The sequence below is a fragment of the Flavobacterium sp. N502540 genome (genome assembly GCF_025947365.1).
Classification (GTDB): domain Bacteria; phylum Bacteroidota; class Bacteroidia; order Flavobacteriales; family Flavobacteriaceae; genus Flavobacterium.
Genome location: NZ_CP110012.1, coordinates 2,629,441 through 2,647,273 on the forward strand (window position 1 = coordinate 2,629,441; position 17,833 = coordinate 2,647,273).

The following is a 17,833-nucleotide window of genomic DNA, read 5'->3' on the forward strand; positions in this document are numbered from 1 at the left end:
TTAAAATCATAATAATTGGATAACCCGAAAATTGGATTTAATTTTCGGGTTATTTTTTTTATCTTCGCACAGAATTTAAAATTTGACTTCATAAATAGGTTTTTAAAGTGAATCTTATTGGTCAGTTTATGCGAAGGAGAAAATATAATTTTAAATGTAATCGATCAATCTATAAGCCTTGGCTTATTTAAATAAAATTAGAAAATGAGTTTACAAACACTAATCATGGACGAGATTAAAACCGCCATGAAAGCAAAAGATACAGTAAGTTTAGAAGCACTAAGAGCTATTAAGTCTGAAATGTTATTGGCTGCAACGGCTTCAGGTTCTAAAGAAGAATTAACGGAAGACGATGAAATTAAATTGCTTCAGAGATTGGTGAAAACCCGTAAAGAAAGCGCCAGAATTTTTACAGAGCAAAATCGTCCTGATTTAGCAGAGCCTGAATTGGCTCAGGTAGCTGTAATTGAGAAGTTTTTACCGGCTCAGTTAAGTGAAGAAGAAGTAGAAGCAGTAGTAGCAAAAATCATTGCTGAAACTGGAGCTTCGGGAATTGCTTCAATGGGTAAAGTAATGGGATTGGCTTCTGCACAATTGGGCGGAACAGCTGAAGGGAAAACCATTTCTACAATTGTAAAGAAATTATTATCTTAAAAATTCCAATATTTAAATTCCAAATTCCGGCCTTATACCTGGAATTTGGAATTTAAAAAAATGGAATAGTAAACAATATTGACCTCGTAGTTCAACTGGATAGAATATCAGATTTCGGCTCTGAGGGTTGGGGGTTCGAACCCCTCCGGGGTCACTATAAATTTTAAAAGCCTAGGAATGTAGATTCTTAGGCTTTTTTTGTGGTTCGATTTTTTTTTTAGATTTTATTCTAGTTTTATAAATGCCTATACTCTAAGGAGATTTCGGTTCGAACCTTTATCATCCAAATTCGTTGTAGGAGCTGTTATGTGGCGTTTTTTATTAATTCTTCTATTTCAGAATCCGTTTTTATATTTTTTCCTTTTAATGTAAATTGATATAAAAGAGGCTCCATCGAAATATTTTCAATATACCTTTTCTCCAAAAGTAAATTTAGGTATCTAACAACCTCCTTTTTAGAATTACTCGTCATTTTTGACACTTCGAATATTAAATTACTCATATTTTGTATTTGCTCCGAACAATTGTTTGATTGTAACCAAAGCATTTCAAGCAGACTTTTCATTGTTTTAAAACGCAAATGATCACTTTCCAATTCTTCAATCATATTGTAAGTTTCGTCTAAGAATTTTTTATATTCAGACTTTGAAATACCAAATAACCATCCTATTTTAGGTTTGTTTTCAATTCTATAAAATAGAGCCCGTATCTTATAATCATTCTCAAAATTTGGGAAGTTATCAAACAAGTTATATATTGATATTTCTCCGTTAAAATATTTTCGAACAAGAGAAGCTGCTAATTGTCTATCTTCTTTATTGATATAGTCTGTCATAAATAACCTTATACTACTAACCTTTGTCTATTCTCAAATATATATAGGCGCATTATTTTAGTAATACTACAATTGTAAAACCATTTACACACCTACAATTACCTTAAAATCGCTCAATTCTAATTGTATTGGAGTTTCATATCTTTTATTATTCAGGTCTGCGGTAAAAGATTTTTTGGGTTTTAAAGTTATCAAACCCTTTGCAATACTAATTGTATCAATCAAGGTATAAATATCCTCATAGAATTGAAGCTTATAGTTCATTGAACCGCAAAAATTATTCTTCTTGTCTTTGTATTCAATCACAGCCATTGTTCCAATTTCTTTGACTTCAATTTGATAATAAATATCAATTTTAAAGGACTTGGTTTCTTTTGTTTTAAAATGAATTTTTATTTCTGTATCCAACTCAGAAATAAGCTTCTCAGTTTGATCCACTAATGCCAAATTTAAATCATTACTTATTTTTCTCAGCGCTTGGAATGTTATTGATTTAATTAGACTGTTTTTTTCACTATCGGAAAGTGATTGTAATTTTTCAACGTTAATTCCAAAATCTAAATATTTAATTCTTTTGTCAACGTTTCTATTCGAAACTACAATTTCATTTTCCTTTAATACGGTTGTTAAATTGATGTATATATGATCAAATTCTCCATAAGTGAATTTTAGTTCGTTTAATTTTCTGGCAATTCGTTGTCCTATAAAATTTGTATCTTTTGTTGGTACGAAAAGCTTACCTAGTTGTCGAGGAATGCTTTGCCCTTCAATATTTTGCTTTTCACTTTCATAAAAGCGTATGTCTTTTAATATTCTGTCACTCATTTTTTCATCTTTATTGTTGGATAAATGTATTAATAATTTTGCTTCAGAAAAGGACTTTAAAAGAATAAAAAAATGTCTAATACATCCATAACTTTGTCTCAATATTAGTTTGCATTTGTAAATGATATTTAACATATATACTATAGATTAAAAACATGACAAAGGAAGAGTCTATTAAAGAGTATTATTTTAGAATCAATAAAAGTATAGATTACATTAAGGAAAATCTTCATGAAGAGCTTTCTTTAGAAAAACTGGCTGCTCTTTCCAGCTTTTCAAAGTTTCATTTTCATAGAATTTTTAAGTCTGTTACAGGAAAAACAATCAATGAATTTATTAAAAATGCAAAGATAGAGAGGGCTCTGTTTTTCCTGATGAATAATCCGTCAAAGACAATTAGTGAAATAGCTAATGATTGTGGTTTTTTGAGCGTTTCCTCTTTTTCAAGGAGTTTTCGTGAAGTAAAACAGATGACACCAAGCGAATGGCGGGAACAGTATAAAAATAGCAATATTCGTATAATAGATAGCAATATTGGAAAAATGCAGTCTGAAATCGAAAACTACCTTGCACTCAAATTAAATAATTTAAAAAATATTGAAATGAGTGAAATTAAGAAACTTGATTTTGAAGTTAAAAATCTTGAGGCATTTAATGTTATTTACATCAGAAATCTCAATATCCACAGTCATGATAGTGAAACATTTGAAGAGATGTTTAAAAAGCTTTTTAGCTGGGCTACTCCAAGAAATTTAGTAAATTTTCCTGAAACCAAAGCATTAACCGTTTACAGAAGTAATGCAAATTTATCAGGAATGCTTCAGGCTGATGTTTGTTTGTCTGTTCCTGAGAAAATAGTAGGAGAGGGGATAGTGGGTAATACAATAATTAGTGGAGGGTTATATGCTATTTTCCATAAAGAAGGACCAATGTCAGAATGCTTTAAAACCTGGAATTACATATACGAAGTTTGGTTTGAAGAGAATGGTTACCAGCCCGATAATAGAAATTTCTTTTTAAGTCATTTAAATGATCCTAAACTGCATCCCGAAAACCTTCATATTATCGATATCTATATACCAATAAAATTACTATAGGATTAATAACTTCTAAATTCGAATTTATGAAACTGTCATTTATTGTCACATTTTCTGTTACAGGTAATGGTCTTCAATTTAATTTTAGAATAAATTATTTCTAAAAAAGTAAATGAGGGTATTTGAAATAAGGCCTTGCCGGAATAGAATAGAGACATTAAATAAATATTTTATTTTTTTTTGATCTTCTGGCAATTGGTTTAAATTTCATACCGTTATGATGCTATAGAAAAAGCCTGAGAATTTATATTCTCAGGCTTTTTTTTAATAATTCATTCGAAAACGATCTGATATCTGAGGCACGAAATTTTATCTCCGTTATTTTGCAGATCCCTTTTTTGCATTTTTGATCAAAACGAAAATAGAGAATAAAAACACGATGATATAAAGTGCTGCTAAAGTCGGTTTTTCGAAAGTTAGTTTTTCAAAGTCAAATTGTTTGTACAAAGTTGTTCCTATGATGATTGCAATAATTGCAAAAATAAATGATGATGCTTTTTTGTTTTCCATTTTTTTAATGTTTTATAAGTAAGCCAATTAGTGTTCCTATTAAAGTGAGAACTATTTTGCGTTTTTCAATTTATTTTCTGGAAAATAAATTCTCGACTACCCAGGCCGGACCAATCATTAGAAATTGTAAATCTTTCAAAAAAGAAGGTTTTTTTCCTTCAATATTATGTCCGTAGAATTGACCGATCCAGGCAACTGCAAATACGCCAACAGAAAACATCCATAATGGTAAAACTTGTCCGATATAGTAATTTACAATCAAACAAATTGCCGAAAAAACAGCAATTTTCAAAGCCATCGTTACCGACAGACGAATGTAAAAAAGAAGTACAAAAATTAAAACAACAGCAGCCCAGTTTTCCAGAACAGGAGCGTTCAGTTTTAAGGTATTGGAGATGAAATCACTTGGAATACTCATTAACAGTCCAACTATCGAAAAGTAGATCGCTGGTACACAAATATAATGTATCGCCTTATTCTTTGGGTTCTGATGACTCACGGCGTATTCATCAAACCATTGTTCTAATGTTCTCATTGTTTTGGGTTTAGTGTCGTAAATCTACTAAAAAAACATTTAGTTTTATCAGTTTCGACTATTCTTAAAAATATATAATCTTAGTTTTTAAGAAGGCACAGAGATGAAATTTGAATTAAAAACGCTGCAGATCTGCTTTTAATCTGGCACTAAAGAAGTACTTCGTTTTCGAGAAAAAATAATGAAAAAATGATAAATTTTAGATTAAATACGTAAAAAACGGGGGTATTTGTCTTATTATGATAGTTTTAGAGCTTTATTAAGTGTGCCGTCTTTTTTTTCATTTCTAATTTTGTCAATAATTAAATAACTTATTAAACAAATAGTTATGTATCAAATAGAAAACAAAGAAGAGGAGATTGTAAAGATTTATGTAATCAATCATGGAAAAGAAAATGATGGTCAAACAATGGTAGATGGTTTACAGCTATGCAATCATACATGGATTCAAAATGATTTATCAGAAAATCGAGTTGAAATTGCAAAACTAATTTTTAGTATACTTCTTCTCCTTGCTTTTTTCTTCTCATTTATAGCATTGTTGATTATTAAATTCTGTAATTAATTGCATTCAGAAGCTTCTACTTTTTGATTGTAGTCAAAAACATTATCCCATAATGCATCAATGGTTCTCAATGCCTGATTTAATGGCACCACACTCCATTTACCATTCGATTCAGTAGCTAACGCCATAGTTTTTAATTTCAATAAAGCATCCTGTACATCAAAGTCCAGATTTGTATTCAGTGCTGCTGTAAACCAGGACTCAATTTGATTGTCGAGTTCTTCGGCGGTAATGGGATATTCGGTTTTGTATAAAAAGGTATAAGCCAGAATAGTTTCTTTCAGTACTTCTTCTTCAGAGGAATTTAGCAGTGAATAGAAAGCGCCACTATTGTTTCCGAGATTTTTAAAGTAAAGACTGTCCGAAAGGATTTTAGAGTATTTAATTTTTTTATTGACAAAGTTACTGTATTGACGGAACAAATAAAGGGATAAAATACCCAGTGCAATTAAACCCTGATTTAAAGAGGCTTTGCTGTTTAATAAATCAATAGCTTCTCCCGATTGATACGCGCCATACATACCAATCAAAGCAGGAATTACAGTTGTACTTAAAAGTGAAATTCCGCCTCCAATTCCCGGAACCCAAAAGAACAACTTATCTTTGGCAGACATTCTCGGAATAGCATTTGGGAATATAGTTTCGAGATCATTTTTTGTAACACGTTTAAAGATCTTTAAAGCAACCGAACCCGGTTCGATAGGCATTTTCCCCAGTTTTACTTTTTTTTCTTTAATATAGTCGGCTTCGCTGTAATGAAGATAAATCAGAACACGATCGTAATATTCAATTTCAATTTCTTTCTTCCAAAAAAAATATTTTCGAATTTTTTCTTTTGCTTTGTGATGTCCCCGAACGTATAATTCGTAGTCTTTAAAGGCATTGAAATCAATTGAAAGCTTCAAACCGATTAAGTCTGAATCCTCAAAGGCTTTATTCAGTGTTTCCTGATCTATTCTACGATAATTCCCCTGTTCTAATACCGTAAGTAATGTTTCTTTGAAAACGTTGAAATCACTTTTACCTATAAAATTTTCACGTTCTTTCAGACTTAAATCAGGATCAAACAAAGCGTAGTTTTGCTTCAGATTTCGATTAAGATTAAAAGCTTCGTAATGGAAGTAGTGTTCGATGATATCAAATAATTTTCTGAAATCATCCGTTTTCTTCGAGTCTTCGGCAAAGGCAGTTAGCTGTTGTTCCAATAGAAATTCCTTGTTGAAGGGAATATGGTGTTCTCGTGTCATAGAGATATTTAGGGGCTTATTTTTTAAGGCTCAAAGATACAAAGATACAAAGTGATTTTGTTTATTATAACAGGCTTTTAAAATTTGTTCGATGATCATCAAGAAAGAAATCTTTTCGGATGTTTTCGCCAGAAAGTAAGGAGCGTTTTCTTGTCAATTGAAAACTGTGATAAAAAAAAGCGAGACTTTTAATCGTTGGCATCGATTAAAAAGCTCACTTAATTGTTCCAAAAAAAATGACAATATTTTATAATTTTCTCTTAAGAAAACTACAGTTTAAAATAAAAATTATTTGCGGCAAAACTACCACTTAAGAAAGTTTTAGCAACACGTATTTATACCTGTTTTTTGCGTTTTTTGTCTAAAAGAATCAAAGATTAAAAATATATTTCTCTTTAATGTTATTGCTTTAAGGTCATTTTTTTCAATTTGTTTGCTCTGGTGTATTTAAAGCAGCATTTGTTGAGAATTAACTCAGTTTAGAATTTTTTAATTCTATTATTTTTTGAATGTATTGTATCAGATTTTCTTTTTCTACCGAAAATGGTGCTTTTTCATCTTCCGTACTCAGGTACAAATCTGCAATACTTTGCGCATCCATATTTTTATTCACGTAATGGTATTCGGTATATTTAATAATGCTTTCCACAAAAAGTTCTCGCAGTTTGCCTTTTTCAATAGTTTCTTCGTCACCATTTTTTATTTTTTCTATTTCAGATTCCGGTAAATCAATAGTGAGGTAAGTCGTATCTACAGCCACATTCGAAAGCATTTCTGGGGTAGCTTTTCCTGAAGCGTTACAATAAGCACAAGGACCCGGTGCCCATTTTAATTGTTTGTTTAAACGCCGTATGTCTTCCCAGTCTACAAAACCTTTCCCAAGACATCTTGGGCATCCTGAATTTGATTTTTTAAATAGAAAACTAAAAAAAGGCATTTTTCCGAAAATTTAGGTTAAAGTTGTTTGGTCTTGCGAAGATAATTTTTTTATGTAAGAAAATTATTTTTAAAGCAGATTGTTTTTTTGAGAATTTGAGGGAATTTTATAGAGAGAAAACATTTGTTTTTTAGCGTATAAATGTAAAATGCCTTTCTGTATCAGATATTTGACCAGAATCTCGTTTAGCGGCTTTGTTTTTTTATTTTTTTATGAAAAAAGAATAATTTCTTCGGGTGCAGAATCTGATTCAGAAAGTTTTTGCTTACATTTAGGCACCTCAAATCTCAAGAGAATCTACAAGTTAAGGCAATCGGATTTTAAACCTGAAATTGCCTGAAAAGAGAGCATTATGTCTCAGTTATTCGTTTTTTATGCGTTAGAGTTTATAAAATTTAGATCTACGTGTAACAGAAATTAAGAACGAACGTCTAAGTTATTTGTAATTATCAGGAAGCTCCCGAATTATTTAGATTGGGGATTTTCCATGATTCATTTTATAACAGGTTTATAATTCAGCTTGATTCCGTAATTCGTTGATCATTTTATGTGTCATTAAAGTAGAAAGATATGGTTGTTGAAGTTTTTAAAACAAATGTGCAAAAAGAGGCAGATAAAAATTATGTCATTGCCGTTATTCAAAGCCAGTTTCCGGATTATAAAATCAACTTTGACTTAGAAGATTGTGATAAAATATTGCGTATAGAAGGCATTGATTTAGAGCCTGAGAATATTATCGATTATGTGAATTGTTTAGGATATACTTGTGTAAAATTAGAATAATTAGAATATGATAAATTTTATTGTTTTTTGTTTTTTACTGTTGGTAAAACAGTTTTTAAATTAAGTTTTGGTATAGGAAAGCTTTCTTTAAGTATGTGCACATTATTTTTTAAATTTGTGTGCTTATGAAAAAAAGGACTCCTCTTTTTGACTTTACTCAAAAGGTCAATTATAAAAACGAAATTTTAGCGGGATTAACAGTTGCGATGACAATGATTCCAGAATCGTTATCGTTTGCAATTTTGGCTGGTTTTCCACCTTTGGTTGGTTTATATGCTGCTTTTATTGCGGGTTTGATTACCTCGGTTTTTGGAGGCAGACCCGGGATGATTTCGGGTGGAGCGGGAGCCACTGTTATTGTTTTAATTGCTTTAATGAAATCGCACGGTATCGAATATGTTTTTGCAGCCGTGGCGCTTGGAGGCATCGTCCAGATTTGTATCGGACTTTTTAAACTCGGAAAATTTATCAGATTGGTGCCGCAGCCTGTTATGTATGGCTTTGTAAACGGACTCGCTGTGGTTATTTTTATGTCGCAGCTGGAGCAATTTAAAATTGTCCTGAATGGGCAAACCACTTGGTTGCAAGGATCTCAATTGTATATTATGCTGGCCTTAGTTGCGCTTACAATTGGTATTGTATTGCTTTTTTCAAAGATCACAAAAGCTGTTCCGGCCTCTTTGGTCGCAATTATAGTTGTATTTGCCATCGTATTGTTATTTAATATTGACACAAAAACCGTTCAGGATATTGCCTCTGTTCAGGGGGGATTTCCGCCCTTTCATATTCCAAATATCCCGTTGTCTTTTGAAACAATTAAAATCATATTTCCATATTCGGTAATTGTTGCGGCAGTGGGCTTAACAGAAGGTTTACTAACGTTGAATCTTGTTGATGAAATAACGGGCACAAGAGGCAATAGCAACAGAGAATGTATTGCTCAGGGGAGTTCAAATATTTTGAATGGTTTCTTTTTTGGAATGGGGGGATGTCCAATGATTGCACAAACACTGGTTAATCTCTCTGCCGGTTCGAGAGGACGACTTTCGGGAATAATCGCTTCTTTAACGATTTTATTGATTATCCTTTTTGGAGCTCCTGTAATTGGTAAATTGCCAATGGCTGCTTTAGTAGGAGTCATGATGATGGTTGCGATTACGACCTTTGAATGGGCGAGTTTCAGGATTATTAACAAAATGCCGGCGCATGATATTTTTGTGGGTGTTTTGGTGGCAGTTGTTACTATTTTACTGCACAATCTGGCGTTAGCGGTTCTGATTGGAGTAATTATTTCTGCCTTGGTTTTTGCTTGGGAAAGTGCCAAAAGAATTCGTGCCAGACATTATATTGATGAAAAAGGGACAAAACATTACGAAATCTATGGACCATTATTTTTTGGATCTACTGCTGCTTTTATAGAAAAATTCGATCCTGTAAACGATCCCAATCATGTGATTATTGATTTTAAAGAAAGCCGCATCGCAGATATGTCAGCTATCGAAGCATTGAATAATTTGACGAAAAAATACAGTCAGTTAAACAAAGTAATTGAACTGAAACATTTAAGCAAAGACTGTATTGTTTTACTTAAAAATGCGGAAGCTGTTATTGCCGTAAATGTAATTGGAGATCCAACGTACAAAGTTGTTTCTTAGTAGCTTAATTTGTCAATTAGATAATTGCTGTACGTTACGCATAGAAATTATCTAATTATCTAATTGCCACATTATCTAATTATTTAAGCATACTGCTAACCTCGCTAAACTTTCCGTCTACTTCGTCAATTTGCAAGCCAAGAATATGAGCTATTAAAGGGTATACCGAAACATTCTGAAACGATCCGACCGTTTTATTTACTTTAAAAGCGGGGCCTTTAGCATAAAAAATAGCCTGCATGTCTTTTTCTTTGTTGTCGTATCCGTGTGTGCCTCCGCTTACATGTACCGATTTTTCTTTTATTAAACTATATCCTTTTTTGGCCTCAATAACAAAATCATGAACTCTCGGATTAGTTCCGAAGTGTAATCTTTTAGGAACCTCTTTGGATTTCCAGAATTTAATATGCGGTACTTTCTTTAAAGCATTTGCAATCGAATCCTGAAAGCCGGGTTTTGCCTGAAGACTCATGATTGGATTAATTACAGCACTATAACCAAGCCATTCGGGTTTTAGGTAATCCAGAACGGCTACTTTTTTATCATCGCTAATGTTTGCCATTCCATGATCTGAAACGATAATTAAATTGATTTGTTTTCCAATGGATAATTGATTCAGTTTAGAAGATAACCGCCCCATAAGAGTATCCATTCTTCGGATTACTTTTTCGTTTTCAGGAGAAAGGGGACCGAATGAATGACCGGTATGATCAGGCTCATCAAAATAAAGTGTGATAAAATGCGGACGCTGTTTTTCGGGAAGCTGAAGCCATTTGATTACGGTATCAATTCGGGTTTCGTAAGGAATTTTGTTGTCGTACTCTTTATAAATACCAGGTCTTTTTTGATCCGTATCTGATCCGGGCCAGAAAAAAGAAGCGGCTTTTACGCCCTGTTGTTCAGCAACGTTCCAAATAGGATTTCCACCATAAAAACGGGAATCATTTTTGGCATTTGAAGACAAGGAAAAGGATTCGTTTAATGCCGCATCGTAAAAAACATTATTAATGATTCCATGATGATCAGGGTAGAGCCCGGTAACGATGGCATAGTGGTTAGGGAAGGTTTTGCTGGGATAAGAAGGCCGCATTGATTTGGCATGGACACCTTCTTTTGCTATTTGAGCGAGATTTTGAAGTTTGAAATGTTTAGCATAATCCCAACGAAATCCATCCATTGAAACCAGAACCACATAAGCGTCTTTTTGGGTTTGTGCATTGGAAAGAATCGCAAGAAATAAGAATGTAAAAGATAGAAGGTGAATGGTAAATTTTCTCATTTTGAAATTTTAAGCAGAACTGTAAAGATATTAATAACAGTATTTTTAATGAAAAAGAGAATGTTAAACAATTTTAAAATAAAAAGTATTTGCTAAAGATTAAAAGATTTTCACGGATTTTAATTCTTTTCATCTGTGGCTGAAAAATGATAATTCGTGCTCTTTGTAATAAAAAAACCATCTGACAGAATTTTCTGTTAGACGGTTTATGCGTTGAGATAGAGAAGTATTTTGAATGTAATCTATGTCTCTGTATTAGCTTTTGTCTATCTTTTAATAAAACTACTTCGCTAATGCTCTGCCAAGAATTTCTCCTTTGTCAAACATATATGCACAAACTATCATAATAATAAAAATGGCAAGCAGAATATAATAAGAGTTGTTTTTTGAAGATTCCATATTAAATGTTTTGCGGGTTAAAGAATAGTTTGATGCGAATTTAATTAATCCCTGTCAATTATTAGTCATAAAGAATAAGAAAACAGGTGTAAATTCTTTCAATTATTGGTAAAAAAAACCGTCCGGTAGAAAACTCTACCGGACGGTTTATAGTATAAGAAATAAAGAGTGATTACATCATTCCTGGCATACCGCCTCCCATTGGCATACCGCCAGCGTTTTCTTCTTTAATATCGATTAAGGCACACTCAGTAGTTAAGATCATTCCTGAAACCGAAGCAGCATTTTCTAATGCTACACGAGTTACTTTTTTAGGATCGATAATACCTGCTTTAAGCATGTCTACGTATTCGTCAGTTTTAGCATTGTAACCAAAGTCTCCAGAACCTTCACCCACTTTTGCTACTACTACAGAACCTTCAAGACCTGCATTTTCAACAATAGTTCTTAATGGTGATTCAACAGCACGAGATACAATTTGAATTCCGGTTGCTTCGTCAGCATTATCAGCTTTAAGCTCAGCCAAAGCAGCTTTAGCTCTTAATAAAGCAACACCACCACCTGCAACGATTCCTTCTTCAACAGCAGCACGTGTTGCATGTAATGCATCGTCAACTCTGTCTTTTTTCTCTTTCATTTCTACTTCAGAAGCAGCACCAACATAAAGAACAGCAACACCACCGGCTAATTTAGCCAAACGCTCTTGTAATTTTTCTTTATCATAATCAGAAGTTGTAGCTTCCATCTGACCTTTAATTTGGTTTACTCTGTTTTTGATGATATCTGCTTCACCTGCACCGCTTACAATTGTAGTATTGTCTTTGTCGATAGAAACTCTTTTTGCCGTTCCTAACATTTCGATAGTTGTATTTTCTAGTGTATAACCTCTTTCTTCAGAGATTACAGTTCCACCAGTCAAAATAGCGATATCTTCTAACATTGCTTTTCTTCTGTCTCCAAAACCAGGTGCTTTAACGGCAGCGATTTTTAATGCTCCACGTAGTTTGTTCACTACTAATGTAGATAAAGCTTCACCGTCAACATCTTCAGCAATAATCAATAATGGTTTTCCTGATTGAGCAACTGGCTCTAAAACAGGTAGTAACTCTTTTAAAGAAGATACTTTTTTGTCGTATAATAAGATGTATGGAGAGTCTAATTCAACTTCCATTTTCTCAGGGTTTGTTACGAAGTAAGGAGAAAGATATCCTCTGTCAAACTGCATACCTTCAACAACGTCTACGAATGTATCAGTTCCTTTAGCTTCTTCAACAGTAATAACACCTTCTTTACCTACTTTTGCAAATGCAGTAGCGATTAGTTCTCCAATCACTTCGTCATTGTTTGCAGAGATAGAAGCAATTTGTTTGATTTTATCAGAATCACTTCCAACTACTTTTGCTTGTTTCGCAAGGTCAGCAACGATAGCTTCAACCGCTTTGTCGATACCGCGTTTTAAATCCATTGGATTTGCTCCTGCAGCAACGTTTTTCAAACCTTCTTTTACGATTGCCTGAGCTAAAACTGTAGCAGTTGTAGTTCCGTCACCCGCTAAATCATTAGTTTTAGAAGCTACTTCTTTAACCATTTGCGCACCCATATTTTCTAATGGGTCTTTTAATTCGATTTCTTTTGCAACCGAAACACCATCTTTAGTAACCGTTGGTCCACCAAATGATTTTCCGATAATTACGTTACGACCTTTTGGTCCAAGAGTTACTTTTACAGCATTTGCCAATGCATCAACACCACGTTTTAATCCGTCACGTGCTTCAATATCAAATTTTATATCTTTTGCCATTTTTTATTATTGCTTTAGGCAGTAGGCTTTAAGCTTTATGCTCTCTCTACTGACAGGATTAGTATTTATTTTATTATTGCTTTAAGCTTTCTGAAAAGCCTACAGCTTAAAGCTTATAGCCTACGGCTTAATTAGTACTTGCTTCAATTTGTAAATTTTGCTTTTTATATTATTGATTTTCTCGATTAGATTTTCTGCAACTTCATTGTTCAGATATTGCAGGTCTTTAATTAAAATCAAAAGATATTCGGTTTCATTTGCAGAACCCAAAGCTATGTTGAGAAATTGATTGAACTCTTTGTCGCTATTTCTTCCACACCCTTTACTAAATATTAGTTGGAATTGATGAAGAGGCTCTTCTTATTTGACTTGTTAATCCATAAAATTCTTCTTTTGGAAAAGTAGAAGTTATTTTATAAATCTCTAAGGTGAAAGAATGGCTTAGCTGCCAAATGTCATATTTTTTAAAATCTCTCATTTTTTGTAGCTTTAAGCTTTAGGCAATATGCTTTAAGCTTTCTGAAAAGCCTACAGCTTAAAGCTTATAGCTTATAGCCATTTTTAGATAATCGCAAGGATATCATCTTCACGCATGATCAAATAATCGGTCCCTTCCAGTTTTAATTCTGTTCCTGCATATTTACCGTATAGAACAGTGTCGCCCACTTTTACAGTCATAGTATGATCTTTAGATCCGTTTCCTACTGCAACTACAGTTCCTTTTTGTGGTTTCTCTTTGGCAGTATCTGGAATAAAGATTCCTGATGCAGTTTTAGTTTCAGCTGCAACAGGCTCAATAAGTACGCGGTCTGAAAGCGGTTTTATGTTTAAAGCCATGATTTATTATATTATTAGGTTATACGTTTTTTTAATGTTCTTGAAACTTTCAGAAACTGTGCCATGCTGGTAAAACTGACATTATTTCTTAAAAAAAATGCCAGCTTTTGACAGGCTGGCATTTTATATTGATATCGAAATGTATTATTTAGCTGCAGGTGTTGCCGGAGCAGGTGTTTGTTGCGCAGGAGCAGCTGGTGTAGCAGCAGGCGCTTCCGTTTTTTCAATGATTTTAGAGTCACTGTCGCTTAATGATCCTGTAAAGCTTAAGCTTGAAAGTAAAATTAATGCAATTAAAATAGTAGCCAATGTCCAAGTACTTTTGTCTAAAAAGTCAGTTGTTTTTTGTACTCCACCTAACATTTGAGTTCCGCTGATTGTAGAAGACAATCCGCCTCCTTTAGGGTTTTGAACCATGATTACTACGATCAATAGAAAACAAACTATTGTGATTAAAACTAAGAAAATTGAAAATGTACTCATTGTTTAAATATTATTGTTATTTTGTTGTAAAATCTTTATATCCGAAATACGGTCTGCAAAGAAACTAATTTTTTCTGGATATTTCAAAATTAATATTTCATATGCTTGTATTGCTTTGGTGTATTTTTTTTGTTCCAAATATACTCTGGCCAAAGTTTCTGTCATTAAGTAAGAATTATCTTCTTTACTTAGGTCTGATTGTACGGTCTGCGTTATTGCAGTTTGTTTGATAGGAGAGATCTTCGGATTGGTTTCGATGAATTTATCGATCAATTCTGCTTTTTTCTTTTTCTCTTCCTCAATTGATTCCGTTACTGTTGGAGATTCCGTTACTTTTTCGGGCTCTTTTATTTCGGGTGAAGTTTCTTCGCTTCTGTCAATTGGTTCCGTTCTTGCTAATTGCAGCCATTCCTGAAAAGAATGTTTTTCGTTAACAGAAAAATCCAAAGGCTGTCCTATTTCCAGATTTTCTTCTGCTGTTTTTACACTCTCAGAAACTTCGGCTTCTTTTGGTTCCTCGATTAATTCAGGTTGTTCGGAAACAACCGTTGTAGCTTCTTTTATAGAATTTAATATCGATTGCTCAACAGGGGTAACTTTTACTTCTTTAACCTCTGGTTTTATTTCCTGAATTTCTTCCTCAACGATTTCATCAAAGAAAGTTGGTGTCGGCTCTTTGGTTGGAGGTAATACAGGCTGTTGTTCCGTTAACTCAGTTTCCGTCTGTTCGATTTTTGCAGGTTCTTCCAAAATGATCGGAGCAACTTCTACAGGTTCGGCAGCAATAAATTGTTCTGAAACAGATTCAACAGCTTTTTCTATTGTTTTTACCGGCTCTTCAAAAGTTACAGCTGCTGCTTCTTGTGCAGAATCTAGTATTGATTGTTCAATAAATTGATTAACAGGTTTTTCTTCTGCTTTTACAGGTTCTTCAAAAGTTACTGTTGCTGCTTCTTTTATAGAATCCAAAATAGATTGCTCGATTGGATTAACACGTACTTCCGGTGCTTTTTTGACTTCTTCAAAGGATACGATCTCACTGTCAAAAACTTTAATTTCCATAAGGTCCCTAAGTTTCTTATCGTAATATTCGCTTTGAATCGAAGTGAAAGATTCAGAAGTAATAAAATCAAATAAAACGGTACGATCCGTAGTATGAGCTGCTGTGACTTTTAACGCATAATTATACTTAAAACTGTTTTGATCGTAAAGTCCTTTTAAGCGCAAGGCTCTTGCACTTTGAAAATAAGGAAATTCATTCAAAACGCTTCCCAATGCTTCTGCCTGCTTTTCGGTAATAGCATCAGGCTTGTTCATTAAGTAGGTATAATCGGTTACATTCATTTATTCTTTTGTTTAATCGTTTTTATTGGTTTAATCGCTTATTTGTTTCACTGTTTAATCGATTAAACGCTTAAAAGTTTTAATGATTCGACAGAAAAGCAAATTACCATTTTGCTAGTGACTCGTTAAAAATATCTTGTGTGATTCTTTCAAAAATAACCTGAATAGCTGTATTTAGCGTAGCTCCGGTAGGTAGCCCCTGTCCTGGGAAATCATAGTAAAATTCAAATGTTTTTTCGAAATCGTCTTTTTCCTTCTTTTTATTGGTAAATCTCACATGTACACGAATACTCAAACGGTTTTGAAAAGCTCCCTGATCGGCTGTGGCCGTCATTGGTGTGGTTCTGTAATCTACAATTTCTCCTTCGTAAACTAAATCACCACTATTACTTACCAGGTTTAAATTGGTTTGATTTTGAATTAAGTCTTGTAGGGTCAATGTAAAAGTTCGGTCAATTCCCGGTTCAATTAAATCAGCATTATTTTGAAAAAAGTTAACCTGAAAAGTTTTGGCATCGATGTTTCCTGTTCCTGTAAAGTTGTAAACAGAACAACCGCTTAGCAGGAACAAGCTCATTAAGGCTAGTAAAGAATATATTTTTTTCATAATATCAATTGGGGGTAAATTCCAAATCTTAAATTCCAAATTCCAAGTTTTTAGGGAATCCCATTTTTTTTCAAATATAACAATTTGGATTTGAGTGCTGGTGAACCGGCGAATCAATTTGGATTTTATTTTTTTGTCTCAGCTTTTAAATCAGGAATTTAAAATTTGAGAATTATTTATTTTTATAAATCGAATTGTTTAATTTTTCTATATAAAGTTCGTTCGGAGATGCCTAATTCGTCTGCAGCAGCTTTTCGTTTTCCTTTATTTTTTTCTAGTGACTTTTTGATCATCTCGATTTCTTTCTGTTCTAAACGAAGCACCTCTTCTTCTTCAATAGTTTCTGCAAACAGATAATTGTCGTCCTGCATCTGATAATTGTCCTCGCGTGGAGTAGGTGTCATTACAGCAGTTCTTGGTTCTTCTTCAAAGTCTATTTCGCTTTCATTTTCCTGAGAGCCATATATTTTCTGAATTAAATTCGGATTGATGTCCTGCACTTTGGTGCCATTTTTCATCAGTTCTAAAGTGAGTTTTTTCAAATCGTTCAGATCGCTTTTCATATCAAAAAGCACTTTGTATAAGATGTCTCTTTCGGTGCTGAAATCACTTTCTTTTTTACTGTCGTTAATAACAGAAGGCAGACTGCTTCCTTCAGTAGGTAAATACGATTGTAAAGTAGCTGATGAAATATCGCGATTGGTTTCCAGAACCGAGATCTGTTCGGCCACATTTCGCAATTGACGAATGTTTCCGTTCCATCTGAATTTCTGAAGAAGCTGTACCGCATCATCGTCTAATTTTAATGGAGGCATTTTGTATTTGTGCGCAAAGTCGGCTACGAATTTTCGGAACAACAAATGAATGTCGTCGTTTCTTTCACGCAATGGCGGTAAAGTAATTTCGACAGTCGTTAAACGATAATATAAATCTTCACGGAATTTTCCTTTTTCGATTGCATTGAACAGGTTCACGTTGGTAGCTGCCACGATTCTAACATTCGTTTTCTGAACTTGCGACGAACCTACTTTAATAAACTCACCATTTTCAAGTACACGAAGCAAACGAACCTGAGTAGTTAAAGGTAATTCTCCCACTTCATCCAGAAAAATGGTTCCTCCGTCAGCTACTTCAAAATACCCTTCACGAGTGCTTGTTGCTCCTGTAAAGGCCCCTTTTTCGTGTCCGAAAAGTTCACTGTCAATAGTTCCTTCAGGAATGGCTCCGCAGTTTACTGCAATATATTTACCATGCTTTCTGTGTGAAAGCGAATGAATAATTCTTGGAATGTTTTCTTTACCAACACCACTTTCCCCGGTTACCATAACCGAAATATCCGTTGGAGCAACCTGAATGGCTTTTTCAATGGCACGATTTAATTTTGGGTCATTACCAATAATCTCAAATCGTTGTTTTATTGCTTGAACTGTTTCCATGTGT

Annotated in this window: 18 protein-coding genes, 1 tRNA gene and 1 pseudogene; 6 read left to right on the forward strand and 14 right to left on the reverse strand. The window is 33.5% G+C overall.

What is annotated here, in order from left to right:
* Window positions 1-204 precede the first annotated feature (204 nt).
* Both OLM58_RS11400 and OLM58_RS11405 read left to right on the forward strand, forming a co-directional pair.
* Entirely contained in the window at window positions 205-654 is a 450-nt protein-coding gene (locus tag OLM58_RS11400) for a GatB/YqeY domain-containing protein (RefSeq protein WP_089077735.1), read from the forward strand.
* 80 nt (window positions 655-734) lie between these two features.
* Window positions 735-808, forward strand: a tRNA-Arg gene (locus OLM58_RS11405).
* 150 nt (window positions 809-958) lie between these two features.
* Here OLM58_RS11405 and OLM58_RS11410 read toward each other — a convergent pair.
* On the reverse strand, window positions 959-1,489 hold the full coding sequence (locus tag OLM58_RS11410) for a hypothetical protein (RefSeq protein WP_264532370.1): 531 nt from the start codon (window positions 1,487-1,489) through the stop codon (window positions 959-961).
* Window positions 1,490-1,573: 84 nt separating this feature from the next.
* The gene (locus OLM58_RS11415) at window positions 1,574-2,314 is read right to left on the reverse strand and encodes a hypothetical protein (RefSeq protein WP_264532371.1); all 741 of its coding nucleotides are present in this window, start codon (window positions 2,312-2,314) and stop codon (window positions 1,574-1,576) included.
* A gap of 155 nt (window positions 2,315-2,469) precedes the next feature.
* Between OLM58_RS11415 and OLM58_RS11420 the strand changes: the two genes are divergently transcribed.
* Complete coding sequence (locus tag OLM58_RS11420) at window positions 2,470-3,411, forward strand: AraC family transcriptional regulator (protein ID WP_264532372.1); 942 nt, start codon at window positions 2,470-2,472, stop codon at window positions 3,409-3,411.
* A gap of 318 nt (window positions 3,412-3,729) precedes the next feature.
* On the opposite strand, the gene OLM58_RS11425 is transcribed toward OLM58_RS11420, so the two are convergent.
* The gene (locus tag OLM58_RS11425) at window positions 3,730-3,921 is read right to left on the reverse strand and encodes a hypothetical protein (RefSeq protein ID WP_264532373.1); all 192 of its coding nucleotides are present in this window, start codon (window positions 3,919-3,921) and stop codon (window positions 3,730-3,732) included.
* A gap of 70 nt (window positions 3,922-3,991) precedes the next feature.
* On the reverse strand, window positions 3,992-4,456 hold the full coding sequence (locus OLM58_RS11430) for a DUF962 domain-containing protein (RefSeq protein WP_264532374.1): 465 nt from the start codon (window positions 4,454-4,456) through the stop codon (window positions 3,992-3,994).
* A 328-nt stretch (window positions 4,457-4,784) separates the two neighbouring features.
* Here OLM58_RS11430 and OLM58_RS11435 point away from each other — a divergent pair, with 328 nt between their 5' ends.
* Entirely contained in the window at window positions 4,785-5,021 is a 237-nt protein-coding gene (locus OLM58_RS11435) for a hypothetical protein (protein ID WP_264532375.1), read from the forward strand.
* On the opposite strand, the gene OLM58_RS11440 is transcribed toward OLM58_RS11435, so the two are convergent.
* Window positions 5,018-6,268, reverse strand: coding sequence for a TMEM143 family protein (locus tag OLM58_RS11440; RefSeq protein ID WP_264532376.1), 1,251 nt, complete (start codon window positions 6,266-6,268; stop codon window positions 5,018-5,020). The two genes, OLM58_RS11435 and OLM58_RS11440, sit on opposite strands and share 4 nt — an antisense overlap.
* A gap of 469 nt (window positions 6,269-6,737) precedes the next feature.
* A complete protein-coding gene (locus tag OLM58_RS11445) occupies window positions 6,738-7,205 on the reverse strand; it encodes a hypothetical protein (protein WP_264532377.1) in 468 nt (155 codons plus the stop codon).
* A gap of 570 nt (window positions 7,206-7,775) precedes the next feature.
* Between OLM58_RS11445 and OLM58_RS11450 the strand changes: the two genes are divergently transcribed.
* A complete protein-coding gene (locus OLM58_RS11450) occupies window positions 7,776-7,988 on the forward strand; it encodes a hypothetical protein (RefSeq protein ID WP_017497003.1) in 213 nt (70 codons plus the stop codon).
* A gap of 125 nt (window positions 7,989-8,113) precedes the next feature.
* Window positions 8,114-9,643, forward strand: coding sequence for a SulP family inorganic anion transporter (locus OLM58_RS11455; RefSeq protein ID WP_264532378.1), 1,530 nt, complete (start codon window positions 8,114-8,116; stop codon window positions 9,641-9,643).
* A gap of 79 nt (window positions 9,644-9,722) precedes the next feature.
* Here OLM58_RS11455 and OLM58_RS11460 read toward each other — a convergent pair whose 3' ends face one another.
* The 8 genes and pseudogenes from OLM58_RS11460 to OLM58_RS11495 form a co-directional block, all read right to left on the reverse strand.
* Complete coding sequence (locus OLM58_RS11460) at window positions 9,723-10,922, reverse strand: ectonucleotide pyrophosphatase/phosphodiesterase (RefSeq protein WP_264532379.1); 1,200 nt, start codon at window positions 10,920-10,922, stop codon at window positions 9,723-9,725.
* Window positions 10,923-11,493: 571 nt separating this feature from the next.
* Window positions 11,494-13,122 carry a chaperonin GroEL gene (groL, locus tag OLM58_RS11465; RefSeq protein WP_264532380.1) on the reverse strand — a complete coding sequence of 543 codons (1,629 nt, stop codon included), beginning with the start codon at window positions 13,120-13,122 and terminating at the stop codon, window positions 11,494-11,496.
* Between the two features lie 120 nt (window positions 13,123-13,242).
* Window positions 13,243-13,600 (reverse strand): annotated as a pseudogene (locus OLM58_RS11470) (four helix bundle protein).
* Between the two features lie 83 nt (window positions 13,601-13,683).
* The gene (groES, locus tag OLM58_RS11475) at window positions 13,684-13,959 is read right to left on the reverse strand and encodes a co-chaperone GroES (protein ID WP_012023920.1); all 276 of its coding nucleotides are present in this window, start codon (window positions 13,957-13,959) and stop codon (window positions 13,684-13,686) included.
* A gap of 144 nt (window positions 13,960-14,103) precedes the next feature.
* Window positions 14,104-14,442, reverse strand: a complete 339-nt coding sequence (secG, locus tag OLM58_RS11480) for a preprotein translocase subunit SecG (protein ID WP_026110045.1) — start codon at window positions 14,440-14,442, stop codon at window positions 14,104-14,106.
* Between the two features lie 3 nt (window positions 14,443-14,445).
* The gene (locus OLM58_RS11485) at window positions 14,446-15,786 is read right to left on the reverse strand and encodes a tetratricopeptide repeat protein (RefSeq protein ID WP_264532381.1); all 1,341 of its coding nucleotides are present in this window, start codon (window positions 15,784-15,786) and stop codon (window positions 14,446-14,448) included.
* Window positions 15,787-15,889: 103 nt separating this feature from the next.
* On the reverse strand, window positions 15,890-16,393 hold the full coding sequence (locus OLM58_RS11490) for an LptE family protein (RefSeq protein ID WP_202703443.1): 504 nt from the start codon (window positions 16,391-16,393) through the stop codon (window positions 15,890-15,892).
* A gap of 182 nt (window positions 16,394-16,575) precedes the next feature.
* Entirely contained in the window at window positions 16,576-17,829 is a 1,254-nt protein-coding gene (locus OLM58_RS11495; protein ID WP_017496996.1) for a sigma-54 interaction domain-containing protein, read from the reverse strand.
* Window positions 17,830-17,833 lie beyond the last annotated feature (4 nt).